This window comes from Acidovorax sp. GW821-FHT10E04 (assembly GCF_059415185.1).
Map to the genome: position 1 here is coordinate 104087 of NZ_JBWKMT010000008.1, position 15041 is coordinate 119127.

The following is a 15041-nucleotide window of genomic DNA, read 5'->3' on the forward strand; positions in this document are numbered from 1 at the left end:
GATGTGGGCGTCGGGGTGGGTAAGGGCGCGGTGCATCACAGCAGGCGCTGGCGGTGCAGGTCTGCGATCAGATCGGCAATGCCTTTGGGGGGCAGGACGTGGTGGGCCTCGGTGCAGGCCAGCGCGGCCTGCGGCATGGTGGGCATGGCCGCGCTGGCGGGTTCCTGGACGATGGCCAGCCCGCCCGCGGCGCGGATGGACCGCAGGCCGTGGGCCCCGTCCTCGTTGGCGCCCGAGAGCAGGATGCCCACCAGGCGGCCGCCATACTGGTCGGCCGCGGATTCGAAGAGCACGTCGATCGAGGGGCGCGAGAAATGCACGGGCGCGTCCACGGACAGCGCGATGCCCGGCCCCGCATCCACCAGCAGGTGGTAGTCCGGCGGCGCGAAGTACACCGCGCCCGGGGCGATGGACTGCTTGTCCTGCGCTTCGTGCAGGGGGAGCGCGCAGCGTTGCCGGAAGATCTCCGCCAGCAGGCTGCGCCGGTCGCGGGGCAGGTGCAGCACGATCAGCACCGCGGCGCGCAGGCTGGCGGGCAGCGCGGGCAGCACCTGCATGAGCGCATCGATGCCGCCGGAGGACCCGCCCACCACGATGGCGTCGTAGCCCTCCAGGTGCTCGGCTGGCGGGTGTCGTGGCCGCGTCACAGGCCCGCCTTCTTGCGGTAGATGCGGTCCTCGGGCACGAGGTCGTCAAAGGCATCCGCCTGGCCGGAGAACCGCAGCGACTCCTTGGAGCCCAGGCCCAGGAAGCCCCGGTGGCACAGCGCATCGCGGAACAGCCCCAGCGCCCGGTTCTGCAGTTCGCGCTCGAAGTAGATGAGCACGTTGCGGCAGGAGACCAGGTGCATCTCGGCGAACACGCTGTCGGTGGCCAGGCTGTGGTCCGAGAACACCATGTGCTCCTTGAGCGACTTGTCGAACACCGCCCGCCCGTAGTGGGCCGAGTAGTAGTCCGACAGGGAGCTGCGCGCGCCCGAGCGGGCATGGTTCTCGGTGAAGGACGCGACACGGGCCACGTCGAACACGCCGGCCTCGGCGGCATGCAGCGCATGGGGGTTGATGTCGGTGGCGTAGATCAGCGTGCGCTCGAGCAGGCCTTCCTCGTGCAGCAGGATGGCCAGCGAATACACCTCCTCGCCCGCGCTGCAGCCCGCCACCCAGACCTTGAGCGACGGGTAGGTGCGCAGCAGGGGCACCACCTCGTTGCGCAGCGACAGGAAGTAGCTTGGGTCGCGGAACATGTCGCTGACCTGCACCGTGAGGTACTCGAGCAGTGCCGGGAACACCGCGGGCTCGTGCAGCACGCGGTCCTGCAGCTGCGACAGCGTCTGGCACTGGAACTGCAGCAGGGCCGTGTTCAATCGCCGCTTGAGGGACGCCTGCGCATAGCCCCTGAAATCGTAGTGGTAGCGGTGGTAGATCGCATCGATCAGCAGGCGCTGCTCGATGTCCGCCGTGCGTGCCTTCTTGCGGTGGGGCATGGTGCGCTGCCGGGTTACTTGGGCATCCAGACCCGCACCAGCGACAGCAGCTTTTCCACGTCGAGCGGCTTGGCGATGTAGTCGTTGGCTCCGGCCGCCAGGCATTTTTCCTGGTCGTCCTTCATGGCCTTGGCGGTGAGCGCGATGATGGGCAGGCGCCGCCATTCCGGGCGGGCGCGAATCTCGCGCATGGCGGTGTAGCCGTCCATCTCCGGCATCATGATGTCCATGAGCACGAGGTCGATGGCATGGGCGCTTGCGCCGCTGTCGGCGCGGGCCAGGGCGTCCAGCGCCTCGCGGCCGTTGCGGGCGATCTCCACGCGGATGCCCGAGGGCTCGAGGATGCTGGAGAGCGCGAACACGTTGCGCACGTCGTCCTCCACCACGAGCACGGTGCGCCCTTCCAGGGCCGTGTCCCGGTTGCGGGCCACCTGCAGCATCTGGCGGTGTTCGGCGGACAGCTCGGACTCCACCTGGTGCAGGAACAGCGTGACTTCGTCCAGCAGTCGCTCGGGCGAGCGGGCGTCCTTGATGATGATGGACTTGGAGAAGCGCCGCAGCAGCTGTTCCTCGTCGCGCGACAGCGCCCTGCCGGTGTACACGATGACGGGCGGGAACGACACGCCGTCCTGCTCGGTCATCTGCTGCAGCAGCTCGTAGCCGTTCAGGTCGGGCAGGTTCAGGTCCATCACCATGCAGTCGAAGGTCGCGCCGCGCAGGTGTTCGAGGGCGGCGGCGGCGGTGCCGGCGCAGACGATCTCCACGCCATCGCGGCTGAGCAGGTGGCGCACGCTTTCCCGCTGGCGCTCGTCGTCTTCGACCACCAGCACGCGGTGCATGTTCTGGGTGAACTTGGCCTCCAGGCGCTCCAGCGCATGCACCAGTTCCTCGCGCTTGACCGGCTTGAGCGCGTAGCCCACGGCGCCCCGGCCCATGGCTTCCTGCGAATAGTCGGCCACCGACACCACGTGCACGGGAATGTGGCGCGTGGCCGGGTTGCGCTTGAGCTGGTCGAGCACGCCCAGTCCCGAGAAGTCCGGCAGGTTCACGTCCAGCACGATGGCGCTGGGCAGGCTCTGCGTGGCAGCCAGCATGCCGTCGGCGGCGTTCAGGGCCACGGCGCACTCGAAGCCCATTTCCTGGGCCAGGTCGCGCAGGATGTGCGCAAAGCGTTCGTCGTCCTCGATGATGAGAATGCTGCGCGCACCGGCGCGCGGCAGTGGCGCCGGGCCCGCGCGGGTGCCCGGAGGGGGCGGGGCGTCCTGCGGCGCCGCGACGGGCAGCCGCGCGGGCGCATCGGCGGGCGGGGCGGACTCCGCGCGCACGCTCGCGGGCAGGAGGGGCGCCACCGGCATGGCCGCTTCCAGCTGCAGGGGAAGGACCAGCGTGAACACGCTGCCCTGGCCGGGCGTGCTTTCCACGGTGATGTGCCCGCCCAGCAGCTGCGCCAGGTCGCGTGAGATCGACAGGCCCAGGCCCGTGCCGCCGTACTTGCGGTGGGTGCTGCCATCGGCCTGGCGGAAGGCTTCGAAGATCAGTTCCTGCTGGTGCGCGGGAATGCCGATGCCGGTGTCCTTGACCACGAACGACAGCGTGTCGCCGGGGTTGCGGGACACGTGCAGCGCCACCGAGCCCTGCTCGGTGAACTTGATCGCATTCGACAGCAGGTTCTTGAGCACCTGTCCCAGGCGCAGGGGGTCGGTGTCCATGGTCGCGGGCACGTCCGGGGCCACGGTGGCGTTGAGCGCCAGGCCCCTTTCCTGGGCCAGCGGGCGCAGCGGGTCCACCAGTGCCTGCACGGCCCGTGCGATGGAAACCGGCTCCACGGTCACGGTGGCCTGGCCCGCCTCGATCTTGGACAGATCCAGGATGTCATTGATGAGCGCCAGCAGGTCGTTGCCGGCCGCGTAGATGGTCTGCGCGTACTTCACCTGGTCGCCGCTGAGGTTGCCGGGCTTGTTGTCCGACAGCAGCTTGGCCAGGATCAGCGTGGAGTTGAGGGGCGTGCGCAGCTCATGGCTCATGTTGGCCAGGAATTCGCTCTTGTACTGGCTCGACAGTTCCAGCTCGCGGGCCTTGTCGGTCAGCGCGCTCTGGGCGCGCAGGAGCTGTTCGCGCTGGTGCTCGAGCTGCTGGGTCTGCTCTTCCAGGTGCGCGTTGGTCTGCTCCAGCTCGGTCTGCTGCACTTCCATCTGCGCCTGCGATTCCTGCAGCACGCGGCTTTGCTGCTCCAGCTCCTCGTTGTTGACCCGCAGCTCTTCCTGCTGCATCTGCAGCTCCTCGGACTGGCGCTGGGTTTCTTCCAGCAGGGATTCAAGGCGCGTGCGGTCGATGCCCGAGCGGATGGCCACGGCCAGCATCTCCGAGGCGCGCTCCATCAGGTCGCGCTCGGCCTCGCCCACCGGCCGGTAGAAGCCCAGCTCGATCACGGCGAAGACTTCGCCGTTTTCCACTGCGGGCGCCACCAGCAGCTCGGCCGGGCCGGACTGCCCGGTGCCCGAGGCGACCTGCAGGTGGCCCGGCGGCACATCGCGCACATGCAGCAGCTGGCGCGAGCGCACGGCCTGCCCGACGAGGCCCTCGCCCGCGAGGAGCTTCTGCTCCAGGCGTTCGCGCGGCAGGGCATAGCCGCCAAACAGCGCGAAGCTGCCGTGGCCATTGGCCGCATAGCCCGCGCCGACGGAGGCCTTGAGGTAGGTGGCCAGGTATTCCAGGGCCAGCTCGCCGATGTCCTCGAGCCGGTGGTCGCCCTGGATGCGCTGGCCCAGGCCGGTGAGGCCCGCCGCCACCCAGGACTGCAGGGCCTTGGCGCGGTATTCGCGCGCGGTCAGCGCGGCGGAGACACAGATCAGCACCAGCAGCACCAGCGAGCCGCCCCACGAGTAGTAGGCGGAGGCCGTGGCGGCATCCACCCACTGCTGGCGGCGGGCTTCCAGCTGCTGGCTTTGCAGCGTGAACAGGTCGGCGGCCAGGTCGCGCACGCGGTCCATGAGGTTCTTGCCGGCATCGGTGCGCACGAGCGCCATCGCGCCGTCGGCATTGCCGGCCTTGCGCAGCTCGATGGTTTCGTTCAGCTCGCGCAGCTTTTGCTGGGCCAGGTCATCGATCTGCACCACCAGCCGCCGCTGCACGGGGTTGTCCGCCGTGCTGGCCTTCAGGGCGGACATCTGCCGCTCCACCGCGGTGAGCGCGAGCTGGTAGGGCTGCAGGTAGGGGGCTTCGCCCGTCAGCAGGTAGCCCCGCTGGCCCGTCTCCGCGTCCTTGAGGGCCGAACTCAGCAGATTGAGCTGGCGCATCGCCAGGGTGGTCCGGTCCATCGCATCGACCGCGTCGGCGCGCAGTTCGGAGGCGCGGAAATTGACCAGAGCGATGACCAGCGTGGCCAGGGCCGCCACCACGAAACCCGCCAGCAGCGTGCGGGGGATGGCAAAGCGCGTGGCGGCCTGGGGGCTCGATGATCGGGGCATGCGGGCTGGTCCGTAGTGGAAGGGAACGGGAGACTTTACCGGTTCTTCGGGCTGCCCGTACCCTCCCTGCTACATTCGGTGCGCCCGCGTGTCCGGCGGGTTTCCACCGTCCTTTTCCGCTCAGCCCGCATGCCGTCCGTATCTTTGCGCAGCCGCTTCGCCCTGTACCTTGACCTCATCCGCTGGGACCGCCCCGCCGGCTGGCTGGTATGCCTGTGGCCCACGCTCAGCGCGCTGTGGATCGCGGCGGACGGGTTTCCGGGCTGGCACCTGCTGGCGGTGTTCGTGCTGGGCACCATCCTCATGCGCAGCGCGGGCTGCTGCGTGAACGACGTGGCCGACCGCGACTTCGACAGGCATGTCAAGCGCACGGCGCAGCGCCCGGTCACCACGGGCGCCGTGGGCGTGAAGGAAGCCCTGGCCCTGGGCGCGGTGCTGGCGCTGCTGGCGTTCGGCCTGGTGCTCACCACCAACGCCGCGGCCATCGCCTGGTCGGTGCCCGCGCTGCTGGTGGCCATCGCCTACCCGTTCTCCAAGCGCGTGATCTCCATGCCGCAGGCGGTGCTGGGCATCGCGTTCAATTTCGGCATCGTGATCGCGTTCGCCGCGGTGCAGGGCGCGGTGCCTGCCGTGGCCTGGTGGATGTGGCTGGGCAACCTGTTCTGGGTGCTGGCCTACGACACCGAATACGCCATGGTGGACCGCGACGACGACCTGCGGATCGGCATCAAGACCTCGGCCATCACGCTGGGCCGCCTGGACGTGGCGGCCATCGTGGCGTTCTATCTGCTCTTCCTGTCCATTTGGGCTGTAGCGCTTGATCGGTATGCGCTAGGTGCTATGTTTTGCATAGCAATAGCCGGTGCGCTCGTGCAGGTGCTGTGGCATTGGCGCCTGATCCGCCACCGCACCCGCGAGGGGTGCTTCAAGGCCTTCCGGGTCAACCACTGGCTCGGCGCCACGGTGTTCGCGGGGATCGCCGGCAGCTATCTGCTGCGCCAGCTGGCGGCCCATTGACCCGTTTGCAGACGGTGTCTCCGCCTGTCACGGGGCTGCGCGGTACCCGCTGGCCGCGGACGGCATGGCCCCGGCCAGGGCAGCGCCTCGGGGCTTAGCCGCCGAATTCATCGCCCAGTTCAAGCGCCCGCTGCTCGGCGGCGCGCATGGCGGCCTCGAAGCTCGCGCCCATGCCCGCGGCCTCCATGGACTGCAGCGCCGCGTAGGTGGTGCCGCCTTTGGAGGTGACGCGCTGGCGCAGCACGGCGGGCGGCTCGTCGGAGCGGCGCGCCAGCTCCGATGCGCCCACGAACGTGCCCACGGCCAGCTGGTGCGCCTGCTGCTGCGACAGCCCCATGCCGACGCCCGCGCGGGTCATGGCTTCCAGGAAGTAAAAGACATACGCCGGGCCCGAACCCGACAGCGCCGTGACCGCGTCGAGCTGCTTTTCGCTTTCCACCCACAGGAATTCCCCGGTGGACGCCATGATGGACTCGACCTGCACGCGGGCGGCCGCGTCCACGGCGGGGCGGGCATACAGCGCGCTCATGCCCTTGCCCACCAGCGCCGGCGTGTTGGGCATGGTGCGCACGATGCGTTCGGTGCCCAGCCATTGGGCGATGCTGTCCGAGCGGATGCCGGCGGCCACGCTCAGGTGCAGCGCGTCCTGCGTGTGGGCCCGGGCCTGGGCGGCCGCGTCCTTGAAGGTCTGGGGCTTGACGGCCCAGACCACGATGCGGGCGCGCTGCAGGGCGGGGCCGGCTTCGGGCTGGGCCTCGATCCCGTAGTTCTTGCGCAGCGCCTCGCGCGCTTCGGGCCAGGGCTCGACCACTTCGATGTCGCGGGCGGGGTGGCCCTGGTGGATCAGCCCGCCAATGATGGCGCTGGCCATGTTGCCACCGCCGATGAAGGCGATGATGGGCAGGGAGGTGGGAGCGGCGGTGGTGTTCATGTCGGGCAGGCGGAGGGAATCAAAAGCTGGCAGTTTAGGGAATCTCGGCGGCCAGCCATTGGAGCGCGACGCCGTGGGTGGCCGCGGTGCCGGGCGGGAGCGTGCCAGCGCGGCGGCGAAGGACCAGCGCGCAGGGCCCTTCGCCGCGCGAGGCCAGCCGCTCGCGCAGCGCCTGGGCGGCGGGCGGTTCTGCCGCGCCGGGGGCGCTGGCCGCGCGCTCGGGGCTCTGCAGCCACAGCAGCGTGCTGCCCAGCGGGAGCCGCGCGGTGCGGATTCCGCCTGCGCTGGCCAGGGTGGCGGCCTGCGCCTGCGCGCCCAGCAGGGCCTGGTAGCGCGCCAGGGTGGCATCCAGGTCGTGCACGGCCACCGTCAGCGCCGCAGCGCCCTCTGCGCCGTTGGGGTGGACGCGGGCGGCGCCTTCGGGCACGCGCAGGGCCCGGGGGGTGATGTCGCCGCACAGGAAGGGAACGTCCGGCGTGGCGTGGCGCGCGGTCTGCCAGCGAAGCTGCGCGCCGTCGGGCCGCAGCCGGCCGCCGTCGACCGGGCCGGTCAGGGTGCCGAGCCCGCGCGCGCGTGCGTCCGCCAGCGCCTGCACGGTGTCCGGCGCACGCAGCGCGAAGTCCACCAGGCCTTCGCCATGGTCGCGCAGCGTGCGGTACCAGCGCTCTTCGGGGGCCGGGGCCCGCCATGCGATGAGTTCCAGGTAGGCGCCGTCCGCAAACACCACCAGGGCGTTGTGCGAGGTGCGCCCCGGGTGCTGCCCGCCGGGAAGCACCTGCAGGCCCAGGGCGCGATAGTCGGCGATGGCGGCTTGCAGGTCGGCCACGGCGATGACGATGTGGTCCAGGGCGAAGGGCATGGCGTGGGGCTCCATGGTCATTCGTCCAGCTTCAACCGGGTTTCGCGCACGAATTTGCCCCAGCGCTCATATTCCTCGCGCACGTGGCGCTCCAGGCCCGGCCCGTCGCTGGCGACGACTTCAAAGCCCGCCTGCGTGAGCCTGGCCTTGATGTCGGGCGTCTGCAGGGTGGCCTGGAAGTCCTCGGTCAGCTGGTGCACCGTGGCGGCCGGTGTCGCGGCGGGCACGAACAGCCCGATCCAGGAATAGGCCTCGAAGCCGGGGAATCCCGATTCGGCCACGGTGGGCACGTCGGGCAGTTCGGGCAGGCGCCGGGCGCCCGTCACGGCCAGCGGCTTGATCTTGCCCGCGGCGATCTGGCCGCGCAGCGCCGCATAGCTGAGCAAGGTCAGGCTGGCCACGTCGCCCAGCACCGCCTGGACGGCGGGGCCGCCGCCGCCAAAGGGCACATGCAGCACGAAGGTGCCGGAGCGGCGCTTGATGTCCTCCATCACCAGGTGGTTCATCGAGCCGAGGCCGGTGGATGCGTAACTGTATTTGCCGGGCGCCTTGGCGGCCAGGTCGAGAAAGCCGCGCAGGTCCTTGGCCGGCACGGAGGCGGCGGCGCCGATCACCAGCGGAAACCGCAGCGCCAGCGAGACGCCCGCGAAATCCTTGAAGGTGTCGTAGGGCAGCCGGGGCTTGGCGATGGGGTTGATGGCGTGGGTGTCGAAGCTCACCAGCACGGTGTTGCCGTCCGGGGCCGACTTGGCCACGTACTGCGTGGCGATCTGGCTGGCCGCGCCGGGCCGGTTCTCCACGACCACCGGGCGGCCCGCCTTCTCGGCCAGGCGGGGCTGCAGGATGCGCGCCGCGATGTCGGTGCTGCCCCCCGGTGGAAAGGTGATCACCAGCTTGAGGTTGGCATCGTTGCTGGCCAGCGCGGGGCCGCCCAGCCCCAGGGCGGATGCAAGGGCGGCCGCCAGGATCTGGCGGCGGGACGCGGTGCGGGTCATGGAAACTCCTCTTCAAGTGAATCAGCGGCGGGCGCCAAGGCTGGCGCCCGAGGACATGCCGGGGGGCGGGCCTCAGCCCATCCACTGGCTCACGGGCACGGCCGTGTCCTGCAGTTCCTGCGAGACCACATCGACCAGCGCCGGGCCGTCGTGCAGGAGGGCCGCCCTGATGGCGCCCTCGAGGTCGGCGGGGTCCTCCACCTGCCAGGCCTTCACGCCGAAGGCCTCGGCCACGCGCGCATGGTGGGTGCGGTTGAAGTCCACGGAGAAGTAGCGCCCGTCGTAGCCGGTTTTCTGGCTGGCCTTGATCCAGCCATAGACCGCATTGGAGAACACGATCATCTTCAGGGGCACGTTGCGGCGCACGATGGTCTCCAGCTCCCCGCAGGTGAAGCCGAAGCTGCCGTCGCCCATGACGGAAACCACCACCGAGTCCGGCTGCCCGAACGCCGCGCCCACGCCGGCCGACATGGCGAAACCGAGCGCGCCGTGCGCCCGGTTGGTGATGAAGTGGCGCCCTGATTGCGGTGCGTTGAAGTAGGCGGTGAAGTAGGGGCAGGGCGTGCCGGGGTCGGCCACCACGATGGCGCGGGGCGGCAGCAGCCGGTTGAGCACGTCCACCACGCGCTCGGGCTTGATGGGGCGGTCCAGCGATGCCGCCAGCGGTGCGAAGAAGGCCTGCTTGCGGGCGCGTGCCTCGCCGGCCAGCGCCCTGCCATCGGCCGCGTGGGCGGGGCGGCGCCCGATGCGCGCCTGCACCGCGGCGTGCAGCGCCTGCAGGCCGAGCAGGGCATCCCCGACCAGCGCCACGTCGGTGCGGTAGTTGGTGCCGATGGTCATCGCATCCACGTCAAGGTGCAGGATGGTGACCTTGCGGGACGGCATCTGCCAGTGCTCGGTGGTGGTGGAGCCCGCGCGCGCGCCAATGAACAGGACGAGGTCGGCCTGCGCCACCACGGCGCGGGTGGCATCGATCCCGCCATTGGTGCCGACCACGCCCGCGTTCAGCGGGTGCGTGTCGGCCAGGCTGCCCTGGCCGCTCACGCTGGTGCAGACCGGCGCGTTGAGCAGCCTGGCCAGGGCGTCGAGCGCCGCGCTGGCGCCAGCGATCACCACGCCGCCGCCGCAGATGAGCACGGGCGACGTGGCCGCCACGAGGCGGTCGGCGGCCTCGTCCACCGCCGCGGGGTCGGGTGCCGAGCGGTGGGCGGGAAACTGGCCATGCCCTGGCTGCGCCCACACCTCCGCGGGGTCGATGGCATGTTTTTGCACGTCGTAGGGCAGGCAGATGTGGGCCGCGCCGGGGCGGCCCGTGGTCATGGCACGGAAAGCACTGCGCACGGCATGCGGAATCTGGTCCACCCGGTCGATGGTGGTGTTCCATTTGGTCAGGGGGCGGTAGAGCGCCTGCTGGTCGAGTTCGGTCAGCGGGAACTTGCCGCGCGCGCCCACCGACACATCCGAGGTGATGCCCAGCACCGCCACGGAGGACTCGTTGGCCTCCACCAGCCCGGGCAGCAGGTAGGTGGCGCCCCCGCCGCTGGGGCCCTCGCACACACCCACCTTGCCGGTCACGCGGGCGTAGGCGTCGGCCATGTAGCCGGCGCTGCGCTCGTCGCGGGTGAGGATGTGGTCGATGCCGTGGTCCAGGCGCGCCAGAGCGTCATAGAACGGCAGGCTGGTGTCGCCGCACAGGCCGAAGATGTGCTTCACGCCGTTGTGCTGCAGCATGCGCACCATCGCATCGGCGCCATTGAAAGGGGTCGTCATGTCGGAGGGCCTTCGTCGGGTTGGGGTGATTCGCGAGAATTCATTTAAGTATACTTAAATGAATTCTGAAAGAGCGCGTGCACAATACACCCCCATGACAGCCCCCATTGCCAAGATTCGCCGCGAGAGAGGTTCCAGCGTCTACAACACGCTGCGGCACATGGCGATTGCCTACCAGTTCAAACCCGGAGAGCGCCTGAGCGAAATCGAGCTGGCCGAGCGCTTGGGCGTGAGCCGCACGCCCGTGCGCGAGGCCCTGGGACGGCTGGTGACGGAAGGGTTCCTGCAGCCGGCCACGCGGGGCTACATGCGCCGCCCGCTCGACGTGCAGGAAACGCTGGACCTGTATGAAGCGCGCGTGGCGATCGAGCGCGAATGCATGCGGCTGGCGATCGAGCGGGCAACGGACGCCGAGGTGGAAGAGGCCCGTGCCTACCTGGAGGAGAGCCGGCGCGTTCCCGCCGCGGCTGCGGTGCAGCGGCTGGTGGAGCTGGACGAGGGTTTTCACATGCGCATCGCGGACATGGCGGGCAATTCCGAATTGCGGCGCATGCTGCTGAGCCTCAATGAACGCATCCGGTTCATCCGCTGGATTGACATGGAAAACGTCGGGCGCGATTCCACCCAGCATGAGCACCAGGACATCCTGCAAGCCCTGCGCGCGCGGGACCCGGCCCTGAGCGAGCGTCTGCTGTCCGCGCACATCGCATTGCGGCGCGACCAGATCGTGGACGCGATCACGCGGGGGCTGGCGCGCATCTACCTGCCGCAGGAGCAGGCGCAGCCGCCCGGGGCCATGCCGCCCGCGGCCTGAAGGCGGTGAGCCTGCCTATGCGGCCGTGGTCTGCCGCACGGCGTGTTCCCAGTTCGCCATCAGCTCCTGCGCGCGCGCGCTGCCCAGCGTGGGAACGAAGCGGCGGTCGGCGCGCCACAGCTGCGAGAGTTCGTCCGTGCTGCGGTACACGCCGCTCGACAGCCCCGCCAGATAGGCCGCACCGAGGGCCGTGGTTTCGATGACGGCCGGGCGCACCACCGGGATGCCCAGCAGGTCGGCCTGGAACTGCATCAGCAGGTCGTTGATGCAGGCGCCGCCGTCCACGCGCAGCTCGCTGACCGGTGCGCCGCCGGCGACCACGGCATCGCGGCTCATGGCCAGGAGCAGGGCGGCGCTCTGGTAGGCGATGCTTTCCAGCGCCGCGCGGGCGATGTGGCCCAGCGTGGTGCCGCGCGTGAGGCCCGTGATGGTGCCGCGCGAATCGGGCTTCCAGTACGGGGCGCCCAGGCCCGTGAAGGCGGGCACCATCATCACGCCGCCCGAGTCGGGCACGCTCTGCGCCAGCGACTCGACCTCGTTGCTGGTGGAGATGGCGCGCAGGCCGTCGCGCAGCCACTGCACCACGGCGCCGCCCACGAAGACACTGCCCTCCATGGCGTATTCGGGCGCCGTGCCTGCCTGCGCCGCGCTGGTGGTGAGCAGGCCGTTCTGGCTGGTCTGGAACACGCCGCCCGTGTGCATCAGCATGAAGCAGCCGGTGCCGTAGGTGTTCTTGGCCATGCCGGCCGTGAAGCAGGCCTGGCCGAACAGCGCGCTTTGCTGGTCGCCCGCCACGCCGCCGATGCGGATGGAGTGGCCCAGCAGGTCGGGGGCGATGTCGCCAAAGTGGGCGCTCGACGGCAGCACTGCGGGCATCAGCGCCCTGGGAATGCGCAGCAGCGCCAGCAGCTCGTCGTCCCACTGGTTGGTGTGCACATTGAAGAGCATGGTGCGCGAGGCGTTGCTCACGTCCGTCACATGCACCTGGCCATGGGTGAGTTTCCATATCAGCCAGCTGTCCACCGTGCCAAAGGCCAGGTCGCCGCGCTCGGCGGCTTCGCGCGCACCGGGGACATGGTCCAGCAGCCACTGCAGCTTGGTGCCCGAGAAGTAGGCGTCCACCAGCAGCCCGGTCTTGGCCTGGATGGTGGCTGCGTGGCCTTGTTCGCGCAGCTGTGCGCAGGCGGGTTCGGCACGCCGGTCCTGCCAAACGATGGCGTGGTGCACGGGCTGGCCGGTCCTGCGGTTCCACAGCACCGTGGTCTCGCGCTGGTTGGTGATGCCCACCGCGCGCACGGCGCTCGCTGCTATGCCCGCCTTGGCAAGCGCATCGCGTGCCGTGGCCAGCTGGGTGCGCCAGATCTCCAGCGGGTCATGCTCGACCCAGCCGGGCTGTGGGTAGATCTGCGGCAGCTCCAGCTGCGCCTGCGCCACGATGTGGCCGCCTTCGTCAAAAACGATGCTGCGGGAGCTGGAGGTGCCTTGGTCGAGGGCGAGCAGGTAGGTCATGGTGACGAGGGGCTCCGAAATGTATGAATCCACGTAGTGTCCACGGCGGTCGATCAGCGCGCGGCCCAGGCCAGCGGACGCCGAGCAAGGGCCGCCCCGCAGCGAGGGCGTCGTCCCCCACCGGGGGAAGGCGCCGCAGGCGACTCAGGGGGGCCTTCTGTCATGCAGCGACCGTGCAGATGACCTCGGCGTCCTGGAGCAATACGGGAAAGGGCTCGGGCGGTGGCGCATCGGTGAACAGGCGGTCGATCTGCTGCAGCGTGGCCAGCTGCACCATGGCCGGGCGGTTGAACTTGCTGTGGTCGGCCGCCAGCCAGACCTCGCGCGACTGCTCGATGATGGTTTGCGCCACCTTCACCTCGCGGTAGTCGAAGTCGCGCAGCGAGCCGTCGGGCTCGACGCCCGAGATGCCGATGAGCGCGATGTCCACCTTGAACTGGCGGATGAAGTCCACCGCCGCCTCGCCCACGATGCCGCGGTCGCGCGCGCGCACCACGCCGCCGGCCACGATGACCTCGCACTCGGGGTTGCCGCTCAGGATGGCAGCCACGTTCAGGTTGTTGGTGATCACGCGCAGGCCACGGTGGTGCAGCAGCGCCTTGGCGATGGCTTCCGTGGTCGTGCCGATGTTCAGGATCAGCGAGCAGTCGTTGGGCACCTGTTCGGCCACGGCGCGCGCTATGCGTGCCTTGCCTTCGGCATGCAGCGTCTCGCGCTGGGTGTGGGCCAGGTTCTCCACCGTGGAGCTGGGCACGCGCACGCCGCCATGGAAGCGCGTGAGCAGGCCGGACTCGGCCAGGCGCTGCACATCGCGGCGCACGGTCTGCAGCGTCACGCCCAGCGTGTCGGCCAGTTGTTCGACCGTGGCGGACTTGCGCGCGCGGACTTCTTCGAGAAGCAGCAGTTGTCGGGGGTTCGTATTCACGCGAATCAGTGGTCTGAGGATTGGAGATACTTTAAATCGAACAAAAAGGAACCTGTTAAGGGTAAACCTTGATTCAATACGATCAAAAAAGAACAAAAATGAACGCAATCGAAAACGAGGCGTTTTGCTGCGTGCGCGGCAGGGAGCCAGATCCACCCGGCCCTCAGGGGCCCATTAGAAAGGTTGCGTGATGCAGCTGGCACTGGACAGCATCAGCAAGAAGGTTGGTCCGCAGACCTGGCTCCATGACATGAGCCTGGCGCTGCACAGCGGCGCCGTGACGGTGCTGCTGGGCGCCACACAGGCCGGCAAGACCAGCCTCATGCGCATCATGGCCGGGCTGGACACGCCGACCGCGGGCCGCGTGACGGTCGATGGCGTGGATGTGACCGGCATGCCCGTGCGCGACCGCAACGTGGCCATGGTGTACCAGCAGTTCATCAACTACCCCTCGATGAAGGTGGCGGCCAACATTGCATCGCCGCTCAAGCTGCGCGGCGAAAAGAACATCGACGCCCGGGTGCGCGAGATCGCCAGCCGCCTGCACATCGACATGTTCCTGGACCGCTATCCTGCCGAGCTGTCGGGCGGGCAACAGCAGCGCGTGGCGCTGGCCCGCGCCCTGGCCAAGGGTGCGCCCCTGATGCTGCTGGACGAACCCCTGGTGAACCTGGACTACAAGCTGCGCGAAGAGCTGCGTGAAGAACTCACGCAGCTGTTTGCTGCCGGCCAGTCCACGGTGGTCTATGCGACCACCGAGCCGGGCGAGGCCCTGCTGCTGGGCGGCTACACCGCCGTGCTGGACGAGGGGCAGCTGCTGCAGTACGGCCCGACGGCGGAGGTGTTCCATGCGCCCAACTCGCTGCGCGTGGCGCGTGCCTTCAGCGATCCGCCCATGAACCTGATCGCCGCATCGGCAACCCCGCGTGGCGTGCGCCTGGAGGGCGGCGTGGAGCTGGCCGTGCCGCTGCCGCAGGGTGTGGCCACGGCCGCGGGGCTCACCGTGGGCGTGCGCGCCAGCGCGCTGCGCGTACATGCCCGCCCTGATGACATCAGCGTGGGGGGCGTGGTGGAACTGGCCGAGATTTCCGGGTCCGACACTTTCGTGCACGCCACGACGCCCTGGGGTGACCTGGTCGCCCAGCTGACGGGGGTGCATTACTTCGAACTGGGCACGCCCCTCACGCTGCATCTGGACCCGGCGCAGGCCTATGTGTTTGGCGCTGACGGCCGGCTGGCATGGGCGCCCGCGCGCCAGGGAGGGCGCTGAA

General features: G+C 69.6%; 12 protein-coding genes. 3 read left to right on the forward strand and 9 right to left on the reverse strand.

The window, feature by feature from the left end:
- Positions 1-35 precede the first annotated feature (35 nt).
- From AC07OC_RS23110 to AC07OC_RS23120, 3 genes are read right to left on the reverse strand one after another with little or no spacing between them, the layout of a single operon-like run.
- Positions 36-647 (reverse strand): chemotaxis protein CheB, encoded by a 612-nt coding sequence (locus AC07OC_RS23110; RefSeq protein WP_494602339.1) that lies wholly within the window; start codon positions 645-647, stop codon positions 36-38.
- On the reverse strand, positions 644-1483 hold the full coding sequence (locus tag AC07OC_RS23115; RefSeq protein ID WP_494602341.1) for a CheR family methyltransferase: 840 nt from the start codon (positions 1481-1483) through the stop codon (positions 644-646). Before AC07OC_RS23115 ends, AC07OC_RS23110 begins: the two co-directional genes overlap by 4 nt.
- A 14-nt stretch (positions 1484-1497) precedes the next feature.
- The gene (locus AC07OC_RS23120) at positions 1498-4950 is read right to left on the reverse strand and encodes a response regulator (protein ID WP_494602343.1); all 3453 of its coding nucleotides are present in this window, start codon (positions 4948-4950) and stop codon (positions 1498-1500) included.
- A 129-nt stretch (positions 4951-5079) separates the two neighbouring features.
- Between AC07OC_RS23120 and ubiA the strand changes: the two genes are divergently transcribed.
- Positions 5080-5967, forward strand: a complete 888-nt coding sequence (gene ubiA, locus AC07OC_RS23125) for a 4-hydroxybenzoate octaprenyltransferase (protein WP_492245053.1) — start codon at positions 5080-5082, stop codon at positions 5965-5967.
- A 94-nt stretch (positions 5968-6061) separates the two neighbouring features.
- Here the strand turns inward: ubiA and proC are convergent, their stop codons facing one another.
- The 4 genes from proC to AC07OC_RS23145 all read right to left on the reverse strand — a co-directional run bounded on the left by proC (position 6062) and on the right by AC07OC_RS23145 (position 10522).
- Positions 6062-6898 (reverse strand): pyrroline-5-carboxylate reductase, encoded by an 837-nt coding sequence (gene proC / locus AC07OC_RS23130; RefSeq protein WP_218341239.1) that lies wholly within the window; start codon positions 6896-6898, stop codon positions 6062-6064.
- 34 nt (positions 6899-6932) lie between these two features.
- Complete coding sequence (locus AC07OC_RS23135; protein ID WP_494602345.1) at positions 6933-7757, reverse strand: VOC family protein; 825 nt, start codon at positions 7755-7757, stop codon at positions 6933-6935.
- A 17-nt stretch (positions 7758-7774) separates the two neighbouring features.
- A complete protein-coding gene (locus AC07OC_RS23140) occupies positions 7775-8752 on the reverse strand; it encodes a tripartite tricarboxylate transporter substrate binding protein (RefSeq protein ID WP_492807920.1) in 978 nt (325 codons plus the stop codon).
- Positions 8753-8824: 72 nt separating this feature from the next.
- Positions 8825-10522 (reverse strand): thiamine pyrophosphate-binding protein, encoded by a 1698-nt coding sequence (locus tag AC07OC_RS23145; protein WP_218341242.1) that lies wholly within the window; start codon positions 10520-10522, stop codon positions 8825-8827.
- 94 nt (positions 10523-10616) lie between these two features.
- On the opposite strand from AC07OC_RS23145, the gene AC07OC_RS23150 reads away from it, so the two are divergent.
- Entirely contained in the window at positions 10617-11336 is a 720-nt protein-coding gene (locus AC07OC_RS23150; RefSeq protein WP_218341243.1) for a GntR family transcriptional regulator, read from the forward strand.
- Between the two features lie 15 nt (positions 11337-11351).
- Here AC07OC_RS23150 and glpK read toward each other — a convergent pair whose 3' ends face one another.
- Complete coding sequence (gene glpK / locus AC07OC_RS23155) at positions 11352-12845, reverse strand: glycerol kinase GlpK (protein WP_218341244.1); 1494 nt, start codon at positions 12843-12845, stop codon at positions 11352-11354.
- A 160-nt stretch (positions 12846-13005) separates the two neighbouring features.
- A complete protein-coding gene (locus tag AC07OC_RS23160) occupies positions 13006-13770 on the reverse strand; it encodes a DeoR/GlpR family DNA-binding transcription regulator (protein WP_218296821.1) in 765 nt (254 codons plus the stop codon).
- 190 nt (positions 13771-13960) lie between these two features.
- On the opposite strand from AC07OC_RS23160, the gene AC07OC_RS23165 reads away from it, so the two are divergent.
- Positions 13961-15040, forward strand: coding sequence for an ABC transporter ATP-binding protein (locus AC07OC_RS23165; protein ID WP_218296822.1), 1080 nt, complete (start codon positions 13961-13963; stop codon positions 15038-15040).
- Position 15041: the final 1 nt, after the last annotated feature.

Excerpts from the sequence above, each read along its gene's own strand:
- ubiA (WP_492245053.1), top strand. The coding sequence starts at position 5,080 with ATGCCGTCCGTATCTTTGCGCAGCCGCTTCGCCCTGTACCTTGACCTC.
- AC07OC_RS23135 (WP_494602345.1), bottom strand. The coding sequence starts at position 7,757 with ATGCCCTTCGCCCTGGACCACATCGTCATCGCCGTGGCCGACCTGCAA.
- proC (WP_218341239.1), bottom strand. The coding sequence starts at position 6,898 with ATGAACACCACCGCCGCTCCCACCTCCCTGCCCATCATCGCCTTCATC.
- AC07OC_RS23145 (WP_218341242.1), bottom strand. The coding sequence starts at position 10,522 with ATGACGACCCCTTTCAATGGCGCCGATGCGATGGTGCGCATGCTGCAG.
- glpK (WP_218341244.1), bottom strand. The coding sequence starts at position 12,845 with ATGACCTACCTGCTCGCCCTCGACCAAGGCACCTCCAGCTCCCGCAGC.
- AC07OC_RS23165 (WP_218296822.1), top strand. The coding sequence starts at position 13,961 with ATGCAGCTGGCACTGGACAGCATCAGCAAGAAGGTTGGTCCGCAGACC.
- AC07OC_RS23140 (WP_492807920.1), bottom strand. The coding sequence starts at position 8,752 with ATGACCCGCACCGCGTCCCGCCGCCAGATCCTGGCGGCCGCCCTTGCA.
- AC07OC_RS23150 (WP_218341243.1), top strand. The coding sequence starts at position 10,617 with ATGACAGCCCCCATTGCCAAGATTCGCCGCGAGAGAGGTTCCAGCGTC.
- AC07OC_RS23120 (WP_494602343.1), bottom strand. The coding sequence starts at position 4,950 with ATGCCCCGATCATCGAGCCCCCAGGCCGCCACGCGCTTTGCCATCCCC.
- AC07OC_RS23115 (WP_494602341.1), bottom strand. The coding sequence starts at position 1,483 with ATGCCCCACCGCAAGAAGGCACGCACGGCGGACATCGAGCAGCGCCTG.